This is a genomic window from Bradyrhizobium sp. 23AC (assembly GCF_054863025.1).
The window spans coordinates 560,895-583,583 of record NZ_JAVAYN010000001.1 but is presented as its reverse complement, the minus strand read 5'-3'; the positions used below and the strand labels follow the sequence as shown (position 1 = coordinate 583,583).

Below are 22,689 nucleotides of genomic sequence, written 5' to 3'. Positions count from 1 at the left end.
GTCAGCCGATCCCGAACAGGCCCGAGGGCAGCTGGATCAGCAGCAGCCGCTTGAGCACCCACCACATGCCTGATGGTACCAGCACGGCGATCGGGATCGCCAGCGTCCAGCGAACGGGATCGATCAGCCGCAACAGCAGCAGCACCAGGGGGATCGACGACAGCAGGAAGCCGAGTGGCTCCAGTGCAATGGAGAATGCCACGAGACAGGCAATCAGCAGGAGCGGCTTGCTCCAGCGCACATTCTCCCAGCGCGAGGCCAATGTCGGTGCGCCCTCGGTGACCGCCGAGACGATGATGGCGCCTGCGAACACGCACATCAGGATGCCCGTGTAGAACAGCACGTAGCCGGAGCCGGGATCGTTGATGGTGCCGAGCTTGAGCTTCATGCCGGACCAGATCACGAAGCCGCCGAGCGCGAACCCGATCAGCCCGCCCCAGAGCTCGGAATTGCTGAGGCGGAGTTTGACGTTGGTTGGATTGTTCATCGATTCTCTCTCGGCCGTTCCCCGGACGCTGCGCAGCACGAAGTGGTGCGCTGCAGATCCGGGGTCCAGCGGTGCGTAGCAACGTGGGTCCCGGCTCTGCGGTGCACCGCTGAAGAAGCGCTGCACCGCGTCCGGGACACGGAAGCGGCTCAGCCCTACTTCTTCGCAAGCCCAAGCGTATCGATCACCTTGCGCTCGGACTCCGTGACCTCGACGACGAACTTCTTGTAGTCCTCGGTGTTCTTGTAGTTCGGCACCATGTCGTATTTGGCGAGCGTAGCCACGACCGCCGGATCCTCGACCGCCTTCTTGAAGGCATCGTGCAGCTTGGCGACGATCTTTGGATCCATGCCTTTCGGGCCGGCGATGCCGAAGGGGGAATCATAGACCATGGGATAGCCGAGCTCCTTCAGCGTCGGCGCGTCGGGATAGTTCGGCGAGCGTGCGCCGGTCCATACCATCAGCAGCCGCAGCTTGCCGGCGTCGACCAGCGGCCGCCATCCCGTGGAGTCCGCCTGAAGCATCGTGTGCTGCCCCAGCACCGCGGCGTTGGTCTCCGCGCCGCCCTTGAAAGGAACTTGCGTCAGCTTGATGCCGGACATCGCGGCGATCTGCTCCATGCCGATATGCAGCGAGGTGCCGGCGCCCGGCGTGGCATAGGTCACCTTGCCCGGATTCGCTTTCGCGAACTCCACGACGTCCTTCCAGCTCTTGAATTGCGACTCCGCGCTGGTGGTCACACCGAAGGTGTAGCCGGTGAGATGGATGATGTAGGTGAAGTCCTTTGCCGGATCCCACGACACTTCCTGCATCAAGGGCAGGCGGAACACGGTGATCGGAATCTGCGAGATGGTGTAGCCGTCCGGCTTAGCGGCCGCTGCCATGGTCGCCGGGCCCACCGTGCCGCCGCCGCCGGCCTTGTTGTCGATCACGATCGGCTGCCCCAGCACCTTCGAGGCGCTGTCGGCGATGGCGCGCATGGAGATATCGGTCGATCCGCCGGCCGGCCATGGCACGATCAGCGTGATTGGCTTGCTGGGATAGTCTTGCGCGCTGGCGGCAGTCGAGAGCAATGCGCCCATGACAGCATGCATCGCGGCAAATGCGATCGTCTTCAGCCCGTATAGCGGCATCGAAACTCCTCCCCTCGCGGCGGCCTCTTTGTGGGCCGCCGTTTCTCGTTCTTGCGCGGCGATTGTTCCTGAAATCGAGGGAGAAGAAAAGCGCATTGCGCGGATCGCGGGCGCCGGGCGGTGCGGCAATCCCGGTCGAGGCGGCACGTGCGACAATTCGTCGTTTGGTGGTGTGCCGAGAGGCGGAATTTGAGGAAGCCGTTATGCCACGCGCCGGACCGAACTCAGCGTCTCGATGGTGCGGCCGACCTCCGATGCGGGGCACGGCCTGCCGAAATAATAGCCCTGCACGGCGGTGCAGCCGCATTCGCGGACGAAGTCGAGTTGCTCCTCGGTCTCCACGCCCTCCGCGGTCGTTTCGACGCCGAGCACGGAGCCGAGGCTCGCGATGGTGCGGACGATGGCAACGCTCTCCGGACTTTCGCCGAGCGTGCCGACGAAGGAGCGATCGATCTTGATGCGATCGAATGGAAATTTGCGCAAGTAGCTCAGCGAGGAATAGCCGACGCCGAAATCGTCGAGGCTGACGCGCACCCCTAACGCGCGAAGCTGGTGCAGGATCTCGATCGTCGCGTCGCTGTCGTCGAGCAGCGCCGTCTCGGTGACCTCGAGCTCGAGCCGTTGCGGCGGCAGGCCGGCTTCGGCAAGTGCGCTCGTGACCATCGCCACCAGCCCGCGCGAACGGAACTGCACCGGCGACAGATTTACCGCGACGGTGACATCGGGCCAGGACGCGGCAGTCGCACAGGCGCTGCGCAGCACCCATTCGCCGATCGGAACGATCAATCCGGTCTCTTCAGCGATCGGAATGAACTCGGCCGGCGAGACGAAGCCGCGCGAGGGATGTTTCCAGCGCAGCAGCGCCTCGAACCCGGTGAGCTCGGACGAATCGAGCCGCAGCTGCGGCTGGAACACCAGATGGAATTCACGCGCCTCGAGCGCGCCGCGCAGATCGTGCTCCAGCGCGTGCCGACTGCGCGCCTCTTCCTCCATCTCGGGCTCGAACAGCTGATAGGCGCCGCGCCCCTTGGCCTTGGCCTGGTACAGCGCGAGATCGGCGCATTTCATCAGCTCGTCGGCATCGAGCCCGTGGTCGGGCGCGATCGCGATGCCAACGGAGACGCCGACATGGATCGACTGGCTTTCCAGTGGCGGCGGATGACCGATGACCTCGACCAGGCGCCGAGCCAGCTTTTCCGCCGATTGCGGCTGCGGTCCGCGCTGGAGGACGGCGAACTCGTCGCCGCCAAGGCGCGCGACGGTGTCGTGCTCGCCGACATTCTCCTTCAGCCGCGCCGCGACCCAGCGCAGCAGCCGGTCGCCGGCGGCGTGGCCGAGGCGGTCGTTGACGGTCTTGAAATTGTCGAGGTCGAAGCACAGCACGGCCATCGCGCCGCCGGCGATCGCGACCTGGTTCAGTCCCTCGCCCATCTTTTCGCGGAACAGCATGCGGTTGGGCAGGTCGGTCAACGAATCGTGCCGCGCCATGTGTGCGACGCGCGCCTGGGCCTTGTGGCGCTCGGTGACGTCCTCGTAGGTGACGACCCAGCCGCCATGCTCCATCCGCTTGTGATTGAGCTTGATGATGCGGCCATCGCTCAAATGGCGGTGCAGCGTATGCTCACCCTCGCGCAGCCGCTCGACGTAATCGGCATAGAGCCGCGCGGCTGTGGTGTTCCGATGGATGCCGAGCTCGCAGCTGTGCTCCATGATTTCGCGCATCGAGATGCCGGGCTTCACGATGTCAGGCGACAGGCCGTACATCTCGATGTAGCGGCGATTGCACACGATGACGCGCAGGCTCGCATCGAGCATGCACAGGCCCTGGCCCATGTTGTTCAGCGCCGCGTCGAAGCGGCGATACTGCTCGCTCAGCTCCTCGATCGCGTGCTCGCGTTCGGTGATGTCCTCGTAAGTGGCGACGAAGCCGCCCTCGGCCAGAGCGCAGTACCTGACCGAAATCACGGTGTCGTTCGACATCCGTCGGCGCATCGGGGAGGCGTCGTGATTGGCGATCCTCGCACTGGCGGCTTCCAGCAGCTGTTGCGGGCTGTATTCGGAAGAGAACGCGCCGTTCGCCATCGAGCGCTCGATCAGCTCGGCGAGATGCGTGCCGGGCCTGGTCTCCTCCGGCGACAGCAGGTAGATCTTGCGGTAGGTGTTGTTGCAGACGCGAAGGCGCATGTCGCTGTCGTAGAAGGCGAGCCCGTGCGCCATGTTCTCCATCGCGGCGTCGAGAATGAAGTTCTGCTGCCGCAGCGTCTCTTCGTATTGCAACCGCTCGGTGACGTCCTCGTGCACGGTGACCCAGCCGCCGTCGGGCAGGAAGCGGGAGACCGTCTGCACCATGCGGCCGTCATAACGCATCACCAGCAGGGATTTCGCCTTTCTGGTGCGCACGTCCTCCAGTCTGGATTTATGGAATTCGTCTGTCGGCATGCCCGGCAAATTGCCGCGCGATACCCAATGATCGAGCACCTCGCGATGCGAGGCGCCCGGCCTCACGATCTCGGGGTCGAGATTGTAGAGGTTCAGGAACCGTTCGTTGCAGACGACGACACGGCTGTCGGCATCGTACATGATGAGGCCGTGCGACATGTTGGAGAGCGCGTGCTGGCTGCGCTCGGTCTGCACGCGCAATTCCGCCTCGAGCCGGGCGAGGCGGGTGACATCGTCGCAAATCGTCATCCAGCCGCCGCCTGGAAGCGGCTTCAACTCGAGCGACATAACGAGGCCGGTCGCAAGCTGCTGCTCGGTCCGGAACGGCTTTCCCCCCGCGATCTGCGCGATCCGCGCCGAATACAGCGTGTCGAGCTGGTCCTGGGGAAAGTTGCCGCGCATCGCACTATGCGCAAGCACCTCACGGTAGCTCGTGCCCACCCGCACGATGTCGGCCGACATGTTGAACAGCGACAGGTAACGCTGGTTGACCAGCACGATCCGGTTGTCGGCATCGTAGACGCAGACGCCTTGTTCCATGTGGTCGAGCGCAAGCTGGCTCAGCGCGACCAGAGCCTCCGGGGCTTGCTCGCGGCGTGCACCAAGCTCGTTGTAGGGGGTCGACGTCATGGGGTTGGCGGGGTCTCGGCGGGCAATAGACTTAACGCAACCTAATTCAGCCGCCGAGGGTAGCGAAGAGGCCGGAAAATTCCCTTAAGCGCAGTAGTTTACGGAGGGTGACTGGCGATGGAGAGCGCGTTCAGATTGCTGAGGTGCCTGCAAGAGTTGGCCGCGAGGGAGCAACATATCAGGTGTCGTCCCTGCGAAAGCAGGGACCCATAACCACAGGGAGATGTTTGGCGAAGGCTCGAAGTGAAGGAGCCCGCGGTACAACTATCGGGGCTTAGAGATGGATCACGCGGTATGGGTCCCTGCGTTCGCAGGGACGACAGCGATGGTCTGGCCCGAGCCTTCCTACGGCCCGTACAACACCAGTTCCGTATCGGTGAGATCGCCGAGCTGCGGCCGATCCGGGCCCTTGAAGTATTTGCGACCGCGCCGCTCGGTATAAATACCGACAAGGCCGGGAATCGGGCCGTTGGAATCGATCGCCACCGCGATCTTGCCGAGCCGAAGCAGCAGCCGGCCGATCCGGCCTGCGCAGGCGGCGTATTCCGAGGCGCTGCGGCAATAGATCAGCTTCATCGCAGGAGGCGCAATGAAGCCGCGGCGGATCCGCACCGGTTGCAGGATGAAGGGGAATGTTCCCTTCGGCGTGCGGCAAACCAGGCTGAGGCAATTGTAGCGCGCATGCCGCGTCAGCAGCTCGGTTTCGGCTTCGGACAGCCCCTCGATCGTCTTGGCGTGAGGCGAGATGACCTCGATCTCGCTCCAGCGCGGGGGCCGCGCCAGGGCAGGAACCGAGAAGAATATGCCGCGGCAATAGGCGCGAAAGCCCTGCGTCTCGATGATCGGCCAGGTCCATGGTGCCGGGCTGATGTTGAAATAGGTCACGTCCTTGTGCCGCTGCGCGATCTTGGTTAGCAGCGGGGCATAGTTGCGGTAGGCCGGATCGACATACCAGCTCGATAGATTGCACTGGATGGCGGTCTCTTCGCCGTTCTTTCGCGCCGTGTAGATCAGCAGCAGCACGCCGACCGGCGTGCCGTCACTCTCGAGCATGTAGCCGAAGCGCGGATAACCCTCCGGCACGGACCGGAAGGCCTGCCGGCGCAGGCCCTGGATCCAATAGTTCCGCGAGCGGCCGACGAAGCCGCGCGTCAGCAGGTCCGCGACCGCTTCGGCGTCGGACGCGGTGATCTCGCGGCATCGCACCTTGGTGTGAATCACGCTCGTCCTACCCGTGGAAATGACAGGCCTCGTTTGGTCTATTGTTTCAGCATGATCTTTTCGGAAGACCGCTTCGCACTTTCGCCGACGCGGTCCTTCGGATCCGGATCATGCAGCTAGCGCCAGCCTTCGACATGGGCGTCGGCCGTGACCCGCGGCTGCAGGCCCAGGACGTCCCGCACCTTGGCGGGCCAGGCGGAAAGGTCGGTGCCGTGGGTGTGGAACATGGCGACCGCCAGCCGGTCCATGCCGAAGGCGACGCAGCCGGTGTGGGCCGGCTCGCCGCCGGCATCCTGGATTCCCCAGGTCGTGCCGAAATGCTCGCGGTGATAGTTGAAGCTCATGCAGGCCGTCGGCTGCTCTTCCGAGCGCAGCGGAATGAGCAGCTCGAACTTGAGCTGTTGTTGCTTCTGGCTCACCGCCTTCATCTGGCCGACACGACCGAAGAAAGGATCGCTGGCATAATCGACGCGGAAGGTGAGGCCGAGGTCGGTCGCGATCGCCTGCGCGCGCACCATCCAGCGCTCACGGAAATCGGCGACGTCGTCGGGGGTGCCGATGCAGACATATTCGCGCATCCGGAACGATTGCAGCCGGTCGAGATGCTTCGACGGCTCACGGCGGAAGCAATCGGCGGCAACGTCGAAGCGCAGGCCGCCCTTCGGCAAGGGGCCACGGCTCGCCGCAATCGGGTAGACCGGATAGCAGGCGGCGGGCGACAGCACGAGATCGGCGGGAGACAGCGAGGTGGTCCAGTCGCCGCCGGCATCGAAGCGGCTCACCGCGGCGTTGATCTCGCGCTCGGTGCCGTGCAGACCGCAAACGCAGCCGAGCAGATTCGGAAAGCTCTTGAGGTAGCCGGATTTCTCCAGCTGGGCCCGGCTCATCACCGGCGGGAAGCGCATCACCTCGGTGCCGCTCTCGCGATGACTGGTGATCAGCGCGGCGAGCTTCTCGACCACGCCTTCATAGAGTGCGGTGCGGGCGTAGACGCCGTCGGCGCCCATGCGGTGGAACAGCTTGTCGGCGAGGTGATCGAGCGGATCGATCATCTGCGGCGCGGTCGCGGGCGAGTCGGGGAGAATGGCAATATTCATGGCGCGATGTCCTGCTATCTCAAAATTGTTGTTGTTGATTCAGTCGTGAAGGCTTGTCGGCACGCCACTCATCAGCGTCGATGTTGCGGCATTGGCCAGAATACGGTCGTTGTTGATCATGATCGGGGACGACAGCACGTCGCGGAGGTGCCGGCCCATCGTGAACTCGCCGTCGTTGCGGTAGCCGGAGAGGCCGGCTGTGCGCATCGCATGCATCACGGTCTCGACCGCGAGTTCGGAAGCCTGCACCTTCAGCAGCGTGATCGAGGACTGGAAGTCGAGCGAGCCGAGGGCGCGCTCGTCATGCTCGGCGCGGGCAAAGGCATCGATATTGGCCGACAGCAGCGCGCGCAGCTTTGCCAGCGACATCTTGGCGGCGGTGAAATGTGCCGCGGCCGGCGGCATCGGGCCGCCAGAGGTGCGGGCCGCCTTGCGGACGAAGGCTTGCGCGCGGGTCACGGCCGCGGCGGCGATGCCGGCCCAGGCCGACGACCAGCACAGATGCGCGAACGGCGTCATGGTCTGGGCGTGGATCTTGTCATAGGATTCCGGGAAGACGCGATCGGCGGGGCAATCGACCTTCAGCTCGAAACCGGTCGAGCAGGTGCCGCGCATGCCGAGCGTTTCCCAGCCCAGCGTCCGCTTCAGCGAATAATCGTCCTTGGCGAGCGCCAGCAGCACCTGGTCGGAGGCGGCGGCCTCGGTGGCGCGGCGGGCGATGGTGACGAGGCCGTCGGCTTCCGCGCCGTAGGAGATCACGGTGGCGTCGCGCACCAGCGAGACGGTGTCGCCGGCGTGATCGACGGCAGCGGCGCTGGCGCGGATGTTGCCGCCGTTCTGGCCTTCGGTGGTGGAGGAGGCGAGCAGCCACTGGTCGCGGGCGACCCGGCGCATCATGGTCTCCATCCAGGGGATGCCGTGACCGTGCCTGACGACGCAGGCGACCTTGGTCTGGTGCATCGCGTAGATCATCGCGGTCGAGGCGCAGGCGCGTCCGAGCGTGTAGCAGATGTCGGTGACGTCGTAGATGGAGGCACCGAGGCCGCCGAATTCGACCGGGATCATGACGCCGAGCAGTTTCTGCTCGCGCGCGACCTCGAAAGCCCTGTGCGGGAAACGAGCGTCGCGATCGACCCCGTCTGCGTCGGCCGCGGCAGCTGCGGCGGTTCGGGCGGCGCGCTCGATCAGGGAGGGACCCTGCTCGAGGAAGCCCGTCTGCGTTTCGTCGACAGTGAGGACTGCTTCACGCACGTTCATACTCGTCCGCCTCCGGTTTGCCGTTCGAGATCGCCGGCATCATTCGCGATGCGCGTAAGCGATCCTCCGGCCATCTTTGCTTGTGACATGAGGCTACGGATTTAATTCAAATTCGTCGATGAAATAGAGGGTAAACAAAGCCCAATTCCGAACGAACAGTTAAGGTCCGGTTGTTTGCATCACCCGTTTTTCCAGCATCGCGTTAGGACTCTGGAAGAAGCCTGAATTTCAGACAATCTGAGTCATCGTTTACTAAGAAACGCGAAGTATTGGTGTCGCCCATTGCGGGACCGGCAGGCCGTGCCCATCGTAGCGGCAAGCGGTCCGACCTTTGACAGACAGACGGGAATTTGCCGATGCAATCCTTTGATACCGACGTACGCAATCGCATCATCAAGCTGGTGAAGGGCATCCTCGAGCAGAATTCGCTCATGGCCGCCGATGTCACGCCGTCTGCCAAGCTCGTCGATGTCGGCCTGACCTCGATGGACATGGTCAATCTGATGCTCGGCGTCGAAGCCGAGTTCGACTTCGCCATTCCGCAGTCCGAGATCACGCCGGAGAATTTCCAGTCCGTCGAGACGCTGGAGCGGATGGTGGCGACCCAGCTGCAGCTGGCGACCGCGGCCTAAGCAAACGGTGTCGTCCCTGCCTGGTGCGCAATTGCGCACGAGGCGCAGGGCCCATACCGCGGAATCTCTCGGTCGCTGACGGTCGAAGTACCGAACCACTAGTCTTCGCCAAATCACGGCCTGTGGTTATGGGTCCCCGCGCCCCGTGCGCAATTGCGCACTAGGCGGGGACGACGTCTCGTGTGCGGCCCGCCTCCGCCCTTCACGCCACCGGCATCCCCACCACCCGGTTCCAAAACCGCCGCAAAACTGGCATAGCTTAACCATGTCGCACGTGGCGAACAGGGTGGAGCAGGCATGACGCAGGCGGTATTGGGCATCATCGGCGGCTCGGGCATTTATGATTTGCCGGGCCTCGAGGGTGCGCGCGAAGAGGTGATCAGGACCCCCTGGGGCGAGCCGTCGGCGCCCGTGCGCCGCGGCACCATCGCAGGGTTGCCGATCGTATTCCTGCCACGGCACGACAAGGGGCACCGGCTGTCGCCCTCCGACATCAACTACCGCGCCAATATCGACGTTTTGAAGCGGGCCGGCGTCACCGATTTGATCTCGCTGTCGGCCTGCGGTTCCTTCAGGGAGGAACTGCCGCCGGGCACCTTCGTTCTCGTCGACCAGTTCGTCGACCGCACCTACAAGCGCGAGGGCTCGTTCTTCGGCCGGGGCTGTGTCGCCCATGTGTCGATGGCGCATCCGGTTTCTCCACGTCTGCGCATTCATCTTGCCGCGGCCGCTGAAGCCGAGAGCATCGCGATCGCGCGTGGCGGCACTTATGTCTGCATGGAGGGGCCGCAATTCTCCACCTATGCGGAGAGCATGACCTACAAGACATCAGGCTATTCCGTGATCGGCATGACCAACATGCCGGAGGCGAAGCTCGCGCGTGAGGCCGAGATCTGTTACGCCACGGTGGCGATGGTGACGGATTTCGACTGTTGGCATCCGGATCACGATGCCGTCACCGTGCAGGATATCATCCGCGTGCTGACCTCGAACGCCGACAAGGCCAAGGCCTTGGTGACGCGGCTGGCAAAGGACTTTCCGCGCGAGCATGAGCCCTGTCCGATCGGCTCGGACCGCGCGCTCGACACCGCGCTGATCACGGCGCCCGAGGCGCGCGATCCCGAGCTTCTGAAGAAGCTCGATGCGGTGGCCGGGCGTATCCTGCGGGTATGAGAAAGGCAGAATGCCATGAAGGTCGACGGCAAGCATTTTCGTAGCATCTGGCGCGAGCCTGACGGCTGGTCAATCGGTGCGATCGACCAGCGCCGCCTGCCGCATGAGTTCGTCGTCGCGAAGCTGACATCCTGCGAAGACGCAGCCGTCGCCATCCGCGACATGCTGGTGCGCGGCGCGCCGCTGATCGGTGCGACCGCAGCTTACGGCGTGGCGCTCGCCATGCGCGAGGACGCCTCCGACGCCGGCCTGAAGCGCGCTTACGACACGCTGGTGGTGGCGCGGCCGACCGCGATCAATCTGAAATGGGCGCTGGACGAGATGCGCATGGCGCTCGCGCCGCTCGATCCGCTGGAGCGCGCCGAGGCAGCCTATGCGCGTGCCGACGAGATCGTCGAGCAGGACGTCGAGATCAATCGCGGCATCGCTGGCAACGGCTTGAAGCTGATCGAGGCAATCGCATCGAAGAAGCGGGGCGAGATCGTCAACGTGCTGACCCATTGCAACGCCGGTTGGCTCGCCACCGTCGACTGGGGCACGGCGACGGCGCCGATCTATCTTGCACACGAACGCGGCATCAAGATCCATGTCTGGGTCGACGAAACACGGCCGCGCAACCAGGGCGCCTCGCTCACGGCCTGGGAGCTCGGTCATCACGGCGTGTCGCACACGGTGATCCCCGACAACACCGGCGGGCACCTGATGCAGCACGGCATGGTCGATCTCGCCATCGTTGGCACCGACCGCGTCGCCGCCAATGGCGATGTCTGCAACAAGATCGGCACCTATCTGAAGGCGCTGGCCGCCCACGACAACGGCGTGCCGTTCTATGTCGCGCTGCCGTCGCCGACGATCGATTTTGCCGTCCATGACGGCATCCGCGATATTCCGATCGAGCAGCGCAGCGGCGTTGAAGTCACCGACATGACCGGCCGAACCGCGGATGGAAGGCTGGAGACAGTGCGCATCGTGCCCGAGGGATCGCCGGTCGCGAATTATGCCTTCGATGTGACGCCGGCACGGCTCGTGACGGGCTTGATCACTGAGCGCGGCGTGCTGAAGCCGGATCGCGACGAGCTGGCGGCGGCGTTTCCGGAGCGGATCGCGGCGGCGTCAAAGTAGGTCTCGTAGGGTGGGCAAAGGCGCGAAAGCGCCGTGCCCACCATCTGCTTGTGGTGGGCACGCTTTCGCTTTGCCCACCCTGCGGCTTCGTGCCTCGCAACGACGAGGTGCCTACCCCAGCTTCAGCCCCGTCGCCTTCTCAAGCTCCGCGATCGCCTGGGCGCTGCTCGTCACCTTGATCGTGGCCATGCCCATCTCGCGTGCGGGTTTCAGATTGACGCCGAGATCGTCGAGATAGACGCAATTGTTCGGATCGACCTTCAGCGTCTCGACCATCAGCCGGTAGATTCGCGGGTCGGGCTTGCGCAGGCCGATCTTGGCGGACTCGATGACATGGTCGAACAGCACCATGACTTCGGCGATATACAGGGAGCGCCCGGTCATGCTGCCGATGGCATTGGCAGGCAGATTGTTGGTGATGCAGCCGGTCTTGAATTGCGCCTTGATGCGCTTCAATGCCTCCACCATCTCGGGGCGCAGATCGCCCTGCAGCAGCGGCAGCACGTCGCGGCCGCGCACCTCCGCACCGAGCGCGAGCGATTCCGTGGCGAACAATTCGTCGAAGGTGTCGATATCGACCTCGGCCCGCTCGAACTTGGCCCAGGCGTTTTCCAGATGGTTGGCGGCGTTGGTCCGCCGTATGATGTCGACGGGCAAGCCGCGCTCGGTCTCGAATCGCGCGAATGCCTCGAACGGCGAACTCGTCAGCACGCCGCCAAAATCAAAGATCACCGCCTCGATCGCCACTATCCTGCCCTCGTCAATTCCTTTCCAAGAGGGCTAGCATGCGCTATCGGCAAGGACCAGTCCGAAGCAATCTGCCGCCGCCAATGCCGAAGCGTGTTCCCATGAAGAAGCTTGCCACGTTCATCACGACTGCGCTGCTGCTCGCCACACCCGCCCATGCCATCGTCGGCGGTGGCACGCCCCAGGCCGATGGTGTCGCGCGCGCCGTCGTCACCATCGTCGGCTCGCGCGGCAATTCCTGCACTGGCACTCTGATCGCGCCGAAGATCGTATTGACCGGCGCTCACTGCGTGCCGCCCGGCGCGGACTACAAGATCGTCGATCGCAGCGGTGGCGCACCGCAATTGCTGAACGTGCGCACCATCGCGATCCATCCGGGCTACAAAGCGCAGGTGCACCGCGCCGGTGCAGACGTGGCGCTATTGCAGCTGGAAATTCCACTCAAGGGAAAATCGGCGGTGCCGGTCGGCGCGCCGAATATTCCAATCCAGGTCGGTAGCCGTTTCGTCATTGCCGGTACCGGTGTCACCGTGCGCGGTGATGGCAGGAGCGGCGGGGCCACGCGCGTCGCGGGCCTTGTCGTCACGGGCCAGCCCGGCACGCTTCAGATTCGCCTGGTCGATCCCGTAACCAACGGTGTTCGCGACGGAATTGGCGCTTGTACCGGCGATTCCGGTGGTCCTGTGTTCGAGGACAAGCCGAACGGCGCCGTGCTTGTCGGTGTCATCAGCTGGGCGACGGGACCGAACGCCGGCGATGGCTGCGGTGGATTGACGGGGGTCACGCCGCTCACGCTCTACCGCGACTGGATCTTGCAGACCGCGCGGAGCTGGGGTGCGGCACTGTGATTTGACCGCGACTTGATCTATGTCATTTTGAAGCGGAAGCGCGGCGGGTGATCATGCCGGCCGCGGAGGAAACGCGTCGTCCGTCAAGGGCGGCCACAAAAACAAGCAAGGCATAGAAGCAACAATGAATGTCGCTGTTCGCAGTCACGCCACGGCCAAACAGGCTTCTGAACATTTCGACGTGCTGATCGTCGGCGCCGGCATCTCCGGCATCGGCAGCGCCTATCACATCAACAAGCAACTTCCGGGCACGAGCTACGTGATCCTGGAAACGCAGGCGACGTTCGGCGGCACCTGGAGCACGCATCGTTATCCCGGCATCCGCTCGGACAGCGATCTCCATACGTTCGGCTATAGCTTCAAGCCCTGGGTCGGGCCGCCGATCGCGACCGCCGAAGAAATCCTCGCCTACATGAACGAGGTGATCGACGACAACGATATCGCGCGGCATATCCGCTACAAGCACAAGATCAATTCCGCCAGCTGGTCGAGCGAGCAGAATCTCTGGACTATCGAGGCTATTACAACCGACACCGGCGAGCCGAAGACCTTCACGGCGAACTTCCTCTGGATGTGCCAGGGCTATTACCGTCATTCGGAAGGCTACACGCCGGAATGGAAGGGCACCGATCGCTTCAAAGGCCGCATCGTTCATCCGCAGACCTGGCCTGATGATCTCGACCTCACGAACAAGAAGGTCGTGGTGATCGGCTCGGGCGCCACCGCGGCAACGCTGGTGCCGAACATTGCGGACAAGTGCGCGCATGCCACCATGCTGCAGCGTTCGCCGACTTATTTTCGCCTCGGCCGCAATGCCATCGAGATCGCGGAGGAGCTGCGCAGGCTTCAGGTCGACGAGGCCTGGATCCACGAGATCGTTCGGCGCAAGATTTTGTTCGAACAGGATGCCTTCACGAAACTCTGCGTCTCCAAGCCCGAGCAGGTCAAGAAGGACCTGATCGGCCAGATCAGCGCGGTGCTCGGTCCCGACTACGACGTCGAGACGCATTTCACGCCGACCTACCGGCCGTGGCGGCAGCGCATCGCCTTCGTGCCCGATGCCGATCTGTTCAAGGGCATCGCCAGCGGCAAGGCCTCCGTCGTCACCGACGAGATCGAATGCTTCGTCGAGAACGGTATCCAGCTCAAATCCGGCAAGCTGCTGGAAGCCGATGTCATCGTCACCGCGACCGGCTTCAATCTCGCGGCGCTCGGCGACATCGCCTTCGAGATCGACGGCAAGCCGCTCGCCTTCGGCGACACCGTCACCTATCGCGGCATGATGTTCACGGGCGTTCCGAACATGGTCTGGGTGTTCGGCTATTTCCGCGCCAGCTGGACGCTGCGCGTCGATCTGGTCGCAGATTTCGTCTGCCGGCTGCTCGGTCATATGAAGACCAAAGGCGCGAAGAAGGTCGAGGTGCGCTTGCGCGCCGAAGACCACAATATGCCGATCCTGCCCTGGATCGATCCGGAGAACTTCAACCCCGGCTACATGATGCGCAACATGGACCTGTTGCCCAAGCGCGGCGACAAGCCGGAATGGCAGCACAGCCAGGATTACTGGACCGAAAAGGACGAGATCCCGAAGACGGATCTGGATGACAAGGCGTTCGTGTATAGGTGAGGGCGCTGCTTGTGTGAGAGGCGGATGTGATCGCCACACACTCCGCTGTCGTCCCGGGGCGCGAAGCGAACCCGGGAGACCCATAGCCACAGGGAGAAGTGGTTACGGGCACTCGGAGTTGCCGACTCGCGGAAGATTGCTTCCTGTGGTTATGGGTCCCGGATCGGCGCTTCGCTTGTCCGGGACGACACCGGTTGCAAGGTTAGCGGCGTGCCAACTCATCGACACCGCAGCCTCTACGAATTCCTTCGCGTCGCGTTCGCCGCAATCGCCGCCGCCGCCGTGCGGTTCTCCACGCCGAGCTTGGCGTAGATCTGCTCGAGATGCTTGTCGACCGTGCGCGGGCTGAGGCCCAGGATTTGCGCGATGTCGCGGTTGGTCTTGCCCTTGCTGAGCCAGGCCAGCACCTCGCCCTCGCGGGTGGTGAGCCCGAGTTCGCTGGTGAATTCCGGCGGCAGCGCGGTGCCGGACTCCCTGGAGAGCCGCAGCAGGAACTCGTTCGGCGCGGTTTCGCCCATGTAATAGAGCCGAAGCTGCGGATTGTCGGGCAAGGAAGCCGCCTGGGATTTCGAGCTTCCCTTGGCCCTGGCCTGCTCCAGCCATTGCAGCAGCGATGGCGGCAGGACGAAATCGTCGGCCTGTGCGCCGTGATGATCGGACAGCAGCTTCTGCGCCTGCGGCGTCGCCCAAAGTACGTCGCCCTGGCGGTTGACCGCGAACAGGAACCGGCCGGACACGTCGAGCGCGGCGCGCGCGCTCTGGGTCAGGCGGGCATTGCCGAGATGGACGCGGATGCGCGCCAGCATTTCCTCGATCACGATCGGCTTTGTCACGTAATCGACGCCGCCGGCCTCTAGCCCACGAACGATATGCTCGGTTTCGGCGAGCCCCGTCATGAAGATCACGGGGACATTGGCAAGACCGGCATCGCGCTTGAGCCGGCGGCAAGTCTCGAAGCCGTCGATGCCGGGCATCACGGCATCGAGCAGCACGATGTCGGGCGTGATCTGGTCGATGATGCGTATCGCCGCCGCGCCGTCGAGTGCCACCATCACCGTCATGCCGGCGCCGTCGAGCGCGTCGGTGAGCAGCCGCAGCGTCTCGGGAGAGTCATCCACAACGAGCGCGACGTCGCGCTTTTTCGACTCAATGTTCATGCGCATGCAACGTCTTCAATGTGGCCATGTACTGCTCGAGATCGAAGCGGTCGACCAGCGACCGCATCTGTGCGACGAAGTCGGCATGTTCCGGATGCTCGCTGCCGATCTCGTCCAGCTTCAATTGGATGCCCTTGACGTAGCCGATCTGGCCGAGCCCGATCAGCGCCTCGATGTGCCGCGCCGGCGGCCTTGATCCGCTTTCGGGGCGCCAGAACGGCACCGTGATCTCGTCCGAGCCGTATTGCCATTCGATCTTGAGGAGCTGGCGGATCGTCTCCAGGAGCCTGGGGATGTCGATCGGCTTCATCAGATAGCCGTCGTGGAAAGGCTGCGCCAGCGGCGCGCCGTGGGCCTCGATCGCGCTGGCCGACACCATCAGGATGCGGGCCTGATGATGGCCGCTCGCGCGCAAGGCCTCCGCGACGGCCCAGCCGTCCATGGCGGGCATCGAGATGTCGAGCAGGAACAGATCGGGCCGGCAATGCTGCGCCAATGCGAGGCAGCCGGGGCCGTCCGGCGCGCTGAGCAGGATGAAGCCGAGCGGCGTCAGCACCTCGCGCAGGAGGTCGCGATGCACGGGGTCGTCGTCGGTGATGAGGATGGTCTTGCGAGCGCCGTGATAGCCGGAGATCGGAGCCTCCACCGGCGCGATGCGCTGCGGATTGGTGACCTCCGAGAGCAGGATCTTGACCTTGAACGTTGAGCCGGTGCCGACCGTGCTCATGACCTTGATATCGCCGCCCATCACGCCGGCGAGCAGACGGCTGATGGTCAGGCCGAGGCCGGTGCCGGTTTGCGGCTGCGAGACGCCGAGCGCACCGCGCTCGAACGGCGCGAAGATGCGTTCGAGATCGTCGCCCTGGATGCCGGGACCGGTGTCGATCACCTCGAACTCGGCAACGGGGCTGCGATAATGCACGACGAACTGTACGCTGCCGGCCTGGGTGAACTTGATGGCGTTCGAGAGCAAATTGATCAACACCTGGCGCAGCCGCTTCTCATCGGCATAGACCACCAGCGGCAAATACGCCGGCCGCCGGAATACGAAATCGATGCCCTTGGCAGCGGCCTGAAGGCGGAACATGCCGACGAGCTGATCGAGGAACTCGCTGAAGCGCACCTCGTCGCGCGACAGATACAGCCGTCCGGCCTCGATCTTGGAGATGTCCAGAATGCCGTCGATCAGGCCGGAGAGGTGGTCGGCACTGCGGCGAACGACGCGGACCTGATCGCGCGGCTTGGTGTTGAGCGTCGTGTCCTGCTCCAGGAGCTGGGCATAGCCGCTGATCGCATTCAGCGGTGAGCGCAGCTCGTGGCTCAGGCCCACCACGTAGCGGCTCTTGGCGAGGTTGGCGGATTCGGCGACCTCCTTGGCGCGCTGCAGCTCGGCGTCGGTGCGCTTGTGGGCGTCGATCTCCTGGATCAGCAGCGCGGTCTGCCGCCGGGTCTCCTCCTCGGCGGCCCGGCGGCTCTGTTGTGCCAGCACGAACAGCCACGCCACCACACCGATGATGATGCTGAGCGAGAAGAACACCTTCCAGAGCACGTCGGAGACGAGCGTATTCTCGCCGTGCACGCTCGCCGAGGTCTGCAGATAGATAAGGCCCAGCACCAGCGCGACGAGGCCGGCGGAGACCACGAACACGCCGACGTAATGGCCGAGTTGCGAGTTGATGCGCGCATAGATCGGCTGCGGCAGCAGCTTGCCCAGCGTCTCCGATACCTGCGCCTGGATCCGCGCTTGCGGCTTGCAGAGATCGTGGCAGCGGGCATCCAGCGAGCAGCACAAGGAGCAGATCGGTCCGGCGTAAGCGGGGCAGGAGGCCATGTCCTCCGGCTCAAACGCGTGCTCGCAGATGCAGCACTGGATCGACTCGAGGTCCTGCCAACTCCGCTTCGGCTTGCGCGCGATGTAATATTTGCCGTCCGTGGCCCAGGCAATCAACGGTGCGGTCAGGAAGGCAACGGCCAGCGCTATGAAGGCTGACAGCGCCTTCGCGGTCGGCCCGAACAGGCCGTAAAAGGCGCTGATCGAGACAATGGTCGCGATCGTCATCGCACCCACGCCGACCGGATTGACGTCGTAGAGATGAGCGCGCTTGAATTCGATCTGCTGCGGCCGCAATCCAAGCGGCTTGTTGACGACGAGATCCGCGACCAGCGCGCCGACCCAGGCGATCGCGACGTTCGAATAGAGCGCGAGCGTCTGCTCCAGGGCCTTGTAGACGCCGATCTCCATCAACAGCAGCGCCACGATGACGTTGAAGACCAGCCAGACGACGCGGCCGGGATGGCTGTGGGTCAAGCGCGAGAAGAAGTTCGACCAGGCGATCGAGCCGGCATAGGCGTTGGTGACGTTGATCTTCACCTGGGACAGGATCACGAACGTGCCGGTCAACGCCAGCGCGAGGTCAGGCTGCGACAGCACATAGCGGAACGCTTCGAGATACATATGCGCGGGCTCGGCGGCCTCCTCGGGCGGCACCCCGTGGCTGAGCGCGAAGAAGGCGAGGAACGAACCCGCCAGGAGTTTCAGCGCGCCAAGCACGATCCAGCCCGGTCCCGCGCTCATCAGCGCCACCCACCAGGACGCCCTGGAGGCGCGGCGGTCGCGCGGCAAAAATCGCAGGAAGTCGACCTGCTCGCCGATCTGCGCCACCAGCGAAAACACCACCGAGGCCGCAACCCCGAACAGCAGCAGGTCGAAGTGCCCGTTGAGGTCGCCGTGCTCGCCCGAGAACTTGCGCCACTCCGTAAAGGAGTGCGGGTTGTGCCAGGCGATCGCCGCGAACGGAATGATGTGGAGCACGATCCACAGGGGCTGCGTCCACAATTGGAAGCGGCTGATCAGCGTGATGCCGTAGGCCACCAGCGGGATGATGACGACGGCGCTGATGAGATAGCCGATCGGCCGCGGAATCCCGAAGCACATCTCGAGCGCGGACGCCAGGATCACGGCTTCGATCGCAAAGAAGATGAAGGTGAAGGACGCGTAGATCAGCGAGGTGACGGTGGACCCGATGTAGCCGAAGCCGGCGCCCCGCGTGAGCAGGTCGATGTCGATGCCGCATTTAGCGGCATAATAGGCGATTGGCACGCCACAGCAGAAGATGATGGTCGAGACCACGAGGATGGCGGCGGCGGCGTTGGTGACGCCATAGTTCAGCGTGATGGTGCCGCCGATCGCCTCCATCGCCAGGAACGAGATCGCGCCCAGCGCCGTGTTGGCGACCCGGGCGGCGGACCAGCGGCGCGCGCTCTTGGCCGTGAAGCGCAGCGCGTAGTCCTCCAGCGTCTGGTTGGCGACCCATTGGTTGTACTGGCGCCTGACGCGGTCTATTCGCTGCCGCCCTGCCACGCTCTACCCCACTCCTGATACGGACCCGGAGCCCTCGCAAATTCCGTACCAAAAGCCTACGTCGGCATTTTGCGGTGCAGTATACGCGATCTTGCGTATGCTGGCGCTGCATCAATCCGAGCCATCCTCACGGCACCAATCGCGTGTCCTCGAACAAAAGTGGGGTGCTCATGTCAGACGAACCAAACAAGGGCCTTTTGTCGCCGCTCCGGCGCAAACTATTGATGGGAATGGCCGCCGTGCCGGCCATCACGATGCTGCCGCGGGCATCCTTTGCGCAGGCTCCCGCGACCTCGGCCGTCAACACCACCGGCCTTGCGGTCACCGACACCGAGGTCACGGTCGGCATCCTGCATTCGGCGACCGGCACCATGGCCATCTCCGAGACCGGGTCGATCGAGGCCGAAAAGCTCGCCATCGAGCAGATCAATGCCGCCGGCGGCGTGCTCGGGCGCAAGATCAAGTTCATCCAGGAGGACGGCGCCAGCGATTGGCCGACCTTTGCGGAAAAGGCCAAGAAGCTGCTGGTCAACGACAAGGTCGCGGCGATCATGGGCTGCTGGACCTCGGCCTCGCGCAAGGCCGTGCTGCCGGTCATGGAGCAGTATAACGGCATGCTGTATTACCCGACCTTCTACGAAGGCCTCGAGCAGTCCAAGAACGTCATCTACACCGGCCAGGAAGCGACCCAGCAGATTCTCGCCGGCCTGAACTGGATCGCCAAGGAAAAGGGCGCGAAGTCGTTCTTTTTCATCGGCTCCGACTACATCTGGCCGCGCACCTCGAACAAGATTGCGCGCAAGCATGTCGAGAACGTGCTGAAGGGCAAGGTGGTCGGCGAGGAGTACTATCCGCTCGGCAACACCCAGTTCAACTCGGTCATCAACAAGATCAAGCTGACCAAGCCCGACGTCATCTTCACCGACGTCGTGGGCGGCTCCAACGTCGCCTTCTACAAGCAGCTCAAGGCCGCCGGCATCGACCTCTCCAAGCAGGCGCTGCTGACGATCTCGGTGACCGAAGACGAGATCGACGGCATCGGCGGCGAGAACATCGCGGGCGCCTATGCCTGCATGAAGTACTTCCAGTCGCTCGACAATCCGAACAACAAGACCTTCGTGCCGGCGTTCAAGAAGGCGTGGGGCGAGAAGACGGTGATTGGAGACGTCACCCAGGCTGCCTATCTCGGCCCGTGGCTGTGGAAGTTGACGGTGGAGAAGGCGGGTTCCTTCGACGTCGACAAGATCGCAGCGGCTTCGCCCGGCGTCGAGTTCAAGGGCGCTCCGGAAGGCTATGTGCGCATCCACGAGAATCATCACCTCTGGTCGAAGACCCGGGTGGGACGCGCCAAGCTCGATGGTCAGTTCGAGCTGATCTACGAGACCGCCGATCTCGTCGAGCCGGATCCGTTCCCGAAGGGCTACCAGTAAGAAGCGCTCCCAGTCGCGCTTTCGTCCAAATACCAAGCCTCTCCCTGGCGTGGACAGCAAATCCACGCCCAAGACCCCCGCGTCGCGAACCTGCTCGCGACGCGGGACCCTTATCCCCGACGGAGGACATCGATGTTCGGCGACTACTCGCTTGGTGATCTCGGCTCCATCTTCGTCATGCAGGGCTTTGCCGGACTGATCCTGTTCTCGGTCTACGTCCTGATGGCGCTCGGGCTTGCCATCATCTTCGGCCAGATGGGCGTCATCAACATGGCCCATGGCGAGTTCATGATCCTCGGCGCCTACGTTACCTGGATGACCTCGAATGTCTTCCAGTCTTATTTGCCCGGCTTGTTCAGCGGCTATTTCTTCCTTGCGATGATCCTGGCCTTTGTCGCGTCCGGCGCATTGGGGATGCTGGTGGAGTGGGTGCTGATACGGCATCTCTACAAGCGCCCGCTGGATACGCTGCTTGCCACCTGGGGCCTCAGCCTGATGCTGCAGCAGGCCTATCGCTCCGTGTTCGGCGCGCGTGAGGTCGGCGTCGAGCTGCCGCAATGGATGCTGGGCTCGCTGCACGTAACCGACAGCATCGAAGTGCCGATCAACGGCGTCTTCGTGATGTGTCTCACCGTGCTGATCACTCTCTCGGTCGCCTACGTCATGTACATGTCGCGCTGGGGCCGCCAGGTCCGTGCGGTGGTGCAGAACCGCATCATGGCCGGCGCGGTCGGCATCAATACCGAGAAGGTCGACCGCTACACGTTCGGGCTCGGTTGCGGCATCGCCGGAATCGCCGGAAGCGCCTTCACCATGATCGGCTCGACCGGGCCGACCTCCGGACAGCTCTACATCGTGGACACGTTCCTGGTCGTCGTGTTCGGCGGCGCCGCGAGCCTGCTCGGCACCATCGCCTCCGCGTTCTCGATCTCGCAGACGCAATCGACGCTCGAATTCTTCATGTCGGGCTCGATGGCCAAGGTCCTGACGCTGCTCGCTGTCGTCGGCATCCTGATGCTGCGGCCGCAGGGTCTCTTCGCCCTCAAAGTCCGCAAGTAACGAGAAGCAGGCAAGTCATGATCAACTCACGCTTCTTCAATCGGTCCGAGCTCATCGGCTTCATTGTCCTGGCCGCCGTGCTGTTCGTGATCCTGCCGCTGTCGCTGGATGTGTTCCGCCTCAACCTGGTCGCGAAATACCTCACCTACGCCTTTGTCGCGCTCGGCCTCGTACTGTGCTGGGGCTATGGCGGCATCCTGAGCCTGGGGCAGGGCGTGTTCTTCGGTCTCGGTGGCTACTGCATGGCGATGTTTCTCAAGCTGGAGGCTTCCAGCGTCGAGAACACGAAGATCCAGTCGACGCCCGGCATCCCCGATTTCATGGACTGGAATCAGATCACGTCGCTGCCGTTGTTCTGGCAACCATTCCACAGCCTCACCTTCACCATCCTCGCCATCATCCTGGTCCCCGGCCTGTTCGCCCTGATCATCGGCACCGCGATGTTCAAGCGCCGTGTCGGCGGCACCTATTTCGCGATCATCACCCAGGCCGTCGCCGCCATCCTGACCATCCTGATCGTCGGGCAGCAGGGCTATACCGGCGGCATCAACGGCATGACGGATCTGCGTACCCTCAAGGGATGGGACATCCGGCCCGACCACGCCAAGGTCATCCTGTACTTCGTCGAGGTGGTGCTGCTGTTCGCCTGCATCGGAATCGCGCAGTTCATCCGCCTGACCAAGCTCGGCCGCATCCTGGTGGCGATGCGCGAACAGGAGGACCGCGTCCGCTTCTCCGGCTACAGCGTCGCCAACTTCAAGATCTTCGCCTTCTGCATGGCCGCGGTCTTCGCCGCGATCGGCGGCGCAATGTTCGCGCTCAATGTCGGTTTCATGTCGCCGTCCTTTGTCGGCATCGTGCCGTCGATCGAGATGGTGATCTACACCGCGGTCGGAGGCCGCATGTCGATCTTCGGCGCGATCTGGGGCGCCATCCTGGTGAATTTCGCCAAGACCAGCCTGTCGGAATCCTTCCCGCAACTCTGGCTGTTCGGCCTCGGCGCGCTGTTCATCGCGGTCGTGCTCGCCTTCCCGAACGGTTTGTCCGGGCTCTGGGCCGACTACGTGCAGCCGCGGATCGATCGGCTGTTCGCCTCGCGCAAGCGGAAGCCGGGCTGGAACGACAATTCGGTCGCCGACGGCGCACCGGCAGAGTGAGGAGGCCATCATGCTCGTCGGACATCACGATGCCGATGCCACGCTGGCAGTGAGGAGATAGATCATGCTCGTCGGTCATCACGATGCCGATGCCACGCTGGCAGTGAGGAGA

The 22,689-nt window shown here is 63.8% G+C and carries 17 protein-coding genes; 8 read left to right on the top strand and 9 right to left on the bottom strand.

Annotated features, from left to right (window positions below; translation table 11 throughout):
• Position 1: 1 nt before the first annotated feature.
• The 6 genes from RAD10_RS02705 to RAD10_RS02680 form a co-directional block, all read right to left on the bottom strand.
• Entirely contained in the window at positions 2-487 is a 486-nt protein-coding gene (locus RAD10_RS02705) for a tripartite tricarboxylate transporter TctB family protein (protein ID WP_461616223.1), read from the bottom strand.
• Between the two features lie 155 nt (positions 488-642).
• Complete coding sequence (locus RAD10_RS02700; protein ID WP_461616222.1) at positions 643-1,620, bottom strand: tripartite tricarboxylate transporter substrate binding protein; 978 nt, start codon at positions 1,618-1,620, stop codon at positions 643-645.
• Positions 1,621-1,821: 201 nt separating this feature from the next.
• Positions 1,822-4,689: a PAS-domain containing protein gene (locus RAD10_RS02695; RefSeq protein ID WP_461616221.1), complete on the bottom strand. Its 2,868-nt coding sequence runs from the start codon at positions 4,687-4,689 to the stop codon at positions 1,822-1,824.
• 345 nt (positions 4,690-5,034) lie between these two features.
• The gene (locus RAD10_RS02690) at positions 5,035-5,910 is read right to left on the bottom strand and encodes an acyl-CoA acyltransferase (protein WP_461616220.1); all 876 of its coding nucleotides are present in this window, start codon (positions 5,908-5,910) and stop codon (positions 5,035-5,037) included.
• A 116-nt stretch (positions 5,911-6,026) separates the two neighbouring features.
• Entirely contained in the window at positions 6,027-7,007 is a 981-nt protein-coding gene (locus RAD10_RS02685) for an amino acid--[acyl-carrier-protein] ligase (protein ID WP_461616219.1), read from the bottom strand.
• Positions 7,008-7,046: 39 nt separating this feature from the next.
• A complete protein-coding gene (locus tag RAD10_RS02680) occupies positions 7,047-8,264 on the bottom strand; it encodes an acyl-CoA dehydrogenase family protein (protein WP_461616218.1) in 1,218 nt (405 codons plus the stop codon).
• A gap of 356 nt (positions 8,265-8,620) precedes the next feature.
• Here RAD10_RS02680 and RAD10_RS02675 point away from each other — a divergent pair, with 356 nt between their 5' ends.
• The 3 genes from RAD10_RS02675 to mtnA all read left to right on the top strand — a co-directional run bounded on the left by RAD10_RS02675 (position 8,621) and on the right by mtnA (position 11,191).
• A complete protein-coding gene (locus RAD10_RS02675; RefSeq protein ID WP_461616217.1) occupies positions 8,621-8,896 on the top strand; it encodes a phosphopantetheine-binding protein in 276 nt (91 codons plus the stop codon).
• 297 nt (positions 8,897-9,193) lie between these two features.
• A complete protein-coding gene (locus RAD10_RS02670) occupies positions 9,194-10,069 on the top strand; it encodes an S-methyl-5'-thioadenosine phosphorylase (RefSeq protein ID WP_461616216.1) in 876 nt (291 codons plus the stop codon).
• A gap of 15 nt (positions 10,070-10,084) precedes the next feature.
• Entirely contained in the window at positions 10,085-11,191 is a 1,107-nt protein-coding gene (mtnA, locus tag RAD10_RS02665) for an S-methyl-5-thioribose-1-phosphate isomerase (protein ID WP_461616215.1), read from the top strand.
• 111 nt (positions 11,192-11,302) lie between these two features.
• Here the strand turns inward: mtnA and RAD10_RS02660 are convergent, their stop codons facing one another.
• Entirely contained in the window at positions 11,303-11,938 is a 636-nt protein-coding gene (locus RAD10_RS02660; protein WP_461616214.1) for an HAD-IA family hydrolase, read from the bottom strand.
• Between the two features lie 101 nt (positions 11,939-12,039).
• On the opposite strand from RAD10_RS02660, the gene RAD10_RS02655 reads away from it, so the two are divergent.
• Both RAD10_RS02655 and RAD10_RS02650 read left to right on the top strand, forming a co-directional pair.
• On the top strand, positions 12,040-12,786 hold the full coding sequence (locus RAD10_RS02655; RefSeq protein ID WP_183235749.1) for a S1 family peptidase: 747 nt from the start codon (positions 12,040-12,042) through the stop codon (positions 12,784-12,786).
• Between the two features lie 124 nt (positions 12,787-12,910).
• Positions 12,911-14,413 (top strand): flavin-containing monooxygenase, encoded by a 1,503-nt coding sequence (locus RAD10_RS02650; protein ID WP_461616213.1) that lies wholly within the window; start codon positions 12,911-12,913, stop codon positions 14,411-14,413.
• A gap of 236 nt (positions 14,414-14,649) precedes the next feature.
• Here RAD10_RS02650 and RAD10_RS02645 read toward each other — a convergent pair whose 3' ends face one another.
• A complete protein-coding gene (locus RAD10_RS02645) occupies positions 14,650-15,576 on the bottom strand; it encodes a response regulator (RefSeq protein ID WP_461616212.1) in 927 nt (308 codons plus the stop codon).
• A complete protein-coding gene (locus RAD10_RS02640) occupies positions 15,560-18,931 on the bottom strand; it encodes a hybrid sensor histidine kinase/response regulator (RefSeq protein ID WP_461616211.1) in 3,372 nt (1,123 codons plus the stop codon). The genes RAD10_RS02645 and RAD10_RS02640 overlap by 17 nt, the downstream gene beginning before the upstream one ends.
• A gap of 170 nt (positions 18,932-19,101) precedes the next feature.
• Between RAD10_RS02640 and urtA the strand changes: the two genes are divergently transcribed.
• From urtA to urtC, 3 genes are all read left to right on the top strand, one after another.
• Complete coding sequence (urtA, locus tag RAD10_RS02635; RefSeq protein WP_271593985.1) at positions 19,102-20,361, top strand: urea ABC transporter substrate-binding protein; 1,260 nt, start codon at positions 19,102-19,104, stop codon at positions 20,359-20,361.
• Positions 20,362-20,493: 132 nt separating this feature from the next.
• On the top strand, positions 20,494-21,420 hold the full coding sequence (gene urtB / locus RAD10_RS02630) for an urea ABC transporter permease subunit UrtB (RefSeq protein ID WP_018316774.1): 927 nt from the start codon (positions 20,494-20,496) through the stop codon (positions 21,418-21,420).
• Positions 21,421-21,437: 17 nt separating this feature from the next.
• Entirely contained in the window at positions 21,438-22,577 is a 1,140-nt protein-coding gene (gene urtC, locus RAD10_RS02625; protein ID WP_028139660.1) for an urea ABC transporter permease subunit UrtC, read from the top strand.
• The last annotated feature ends 112 nt before the right edge of the window (positions 22,578-22,689 follow it).

What these genes read in the sequence shown, in the direction of transcription:
- RAD10_RS02705 (WP_461616223.1), bottom strand. Translation starts at nt 487, where the DNA reads ATGAACAATCCAACCAACGTCAAACTCCGCCTCAGCAATTCCGAGCTC.
- RAD10_RS02700 (WP_461616222.1), bottom strand. Translation starts at nt 1,620, where the DNA reads ATGCCGCTATACGGGCTGAAGACGATCGCATTTGCCGCGATGCATGCT.
- RAD10_RS02695 (WP_461616221.1), bottom strand. Translation starts at nt 4,689, where the DNA reads ATGACGTCGACCCCCTACAACGAGCTTGGTGCACGCCGCGAGCAAGCC.
- RAD10_RS02685 (WP_461616219.1), bottom strand. Translation starts at nt 7,007, where the DNA reads ATGAATATTGCCATTCTCCCCGACTCGCCCGCGACCGCGCCGCAGATG.
- RAD10_RS02680 (WP_461616218.1), bottom strand. Translation starts at nt 8,264, where the DNA reads ATGAACGTGCGTGAAGCAGTCCTCACTGTCGACGAAACGCAGACGGGC.
- RAD10_RS02675 (WP_461616217.1), top strand. Translation starts at nt 8,621, where the DNA reads ATGCAATCCTTTGATACCGACGTACGCAATCGCATCATCAAGCTGGTG.
- RAD10_RS02670 (WP_461616216.1), top strand. Translation starts at nt 9,194, where the DNA reads ATGACGCAGGCGGTATTGGGCATCATCGGCGGCTCGGGCATTTATGAT.
- mtnA (WP_461616215.1), top strand. Translation starts at nt 10,085, where the DNA reads ATGAAGGTCGACGGCAAGCATTTTCGTAGCATCTGGCGCGAGCCTGAC.
- RAD10_RS02655 (WP_183235749.1), top strand. Translation starts at nt 12,040, where the DNA reads ATGAAGAAGCTTGCCACGTTCATCACGACTGCGCTGCTGCTCGCCACA.
- RAD10_RS02650 (WP_461616213.1), top strand. Translation starts at nt 12,911, where the DNA reads ATGAATGTCGCTGTTCGCAGTCACGCCACGGCCAAACAGGCTTCTGAA.
- RAD10_RS02645 (WP_461616212.1), bottom strand. Translation starts at nt 15,576, where the DNA reads ATGCGCATGAACATTGAGTCGAAAAAGCGCGACGTCGCGCTCGTTGTG.
- urtA (WP_271593985.1), top strand. Translation starts at nt 19,102, where the DNA reads ATGTCAGACGAACCAAACAAGGGCCTTTTGTCGCCGCTCCGGCGCAAA.
- urtB (WP_018316774.1), top strand. Translation starts at nt 20,494, where the DNA reads ATGTTCGGCGACTACTCGCTTGGTGATCTCGGCTCCATCTTCGTCATG.
- urtC (WP_028139660.1), top strand. Translation starts at nt 21,438, where the DNA reads ATGATCAACTCACGCTTCTTCAATCGGTCCGAGCTCATCGGCTTCATT.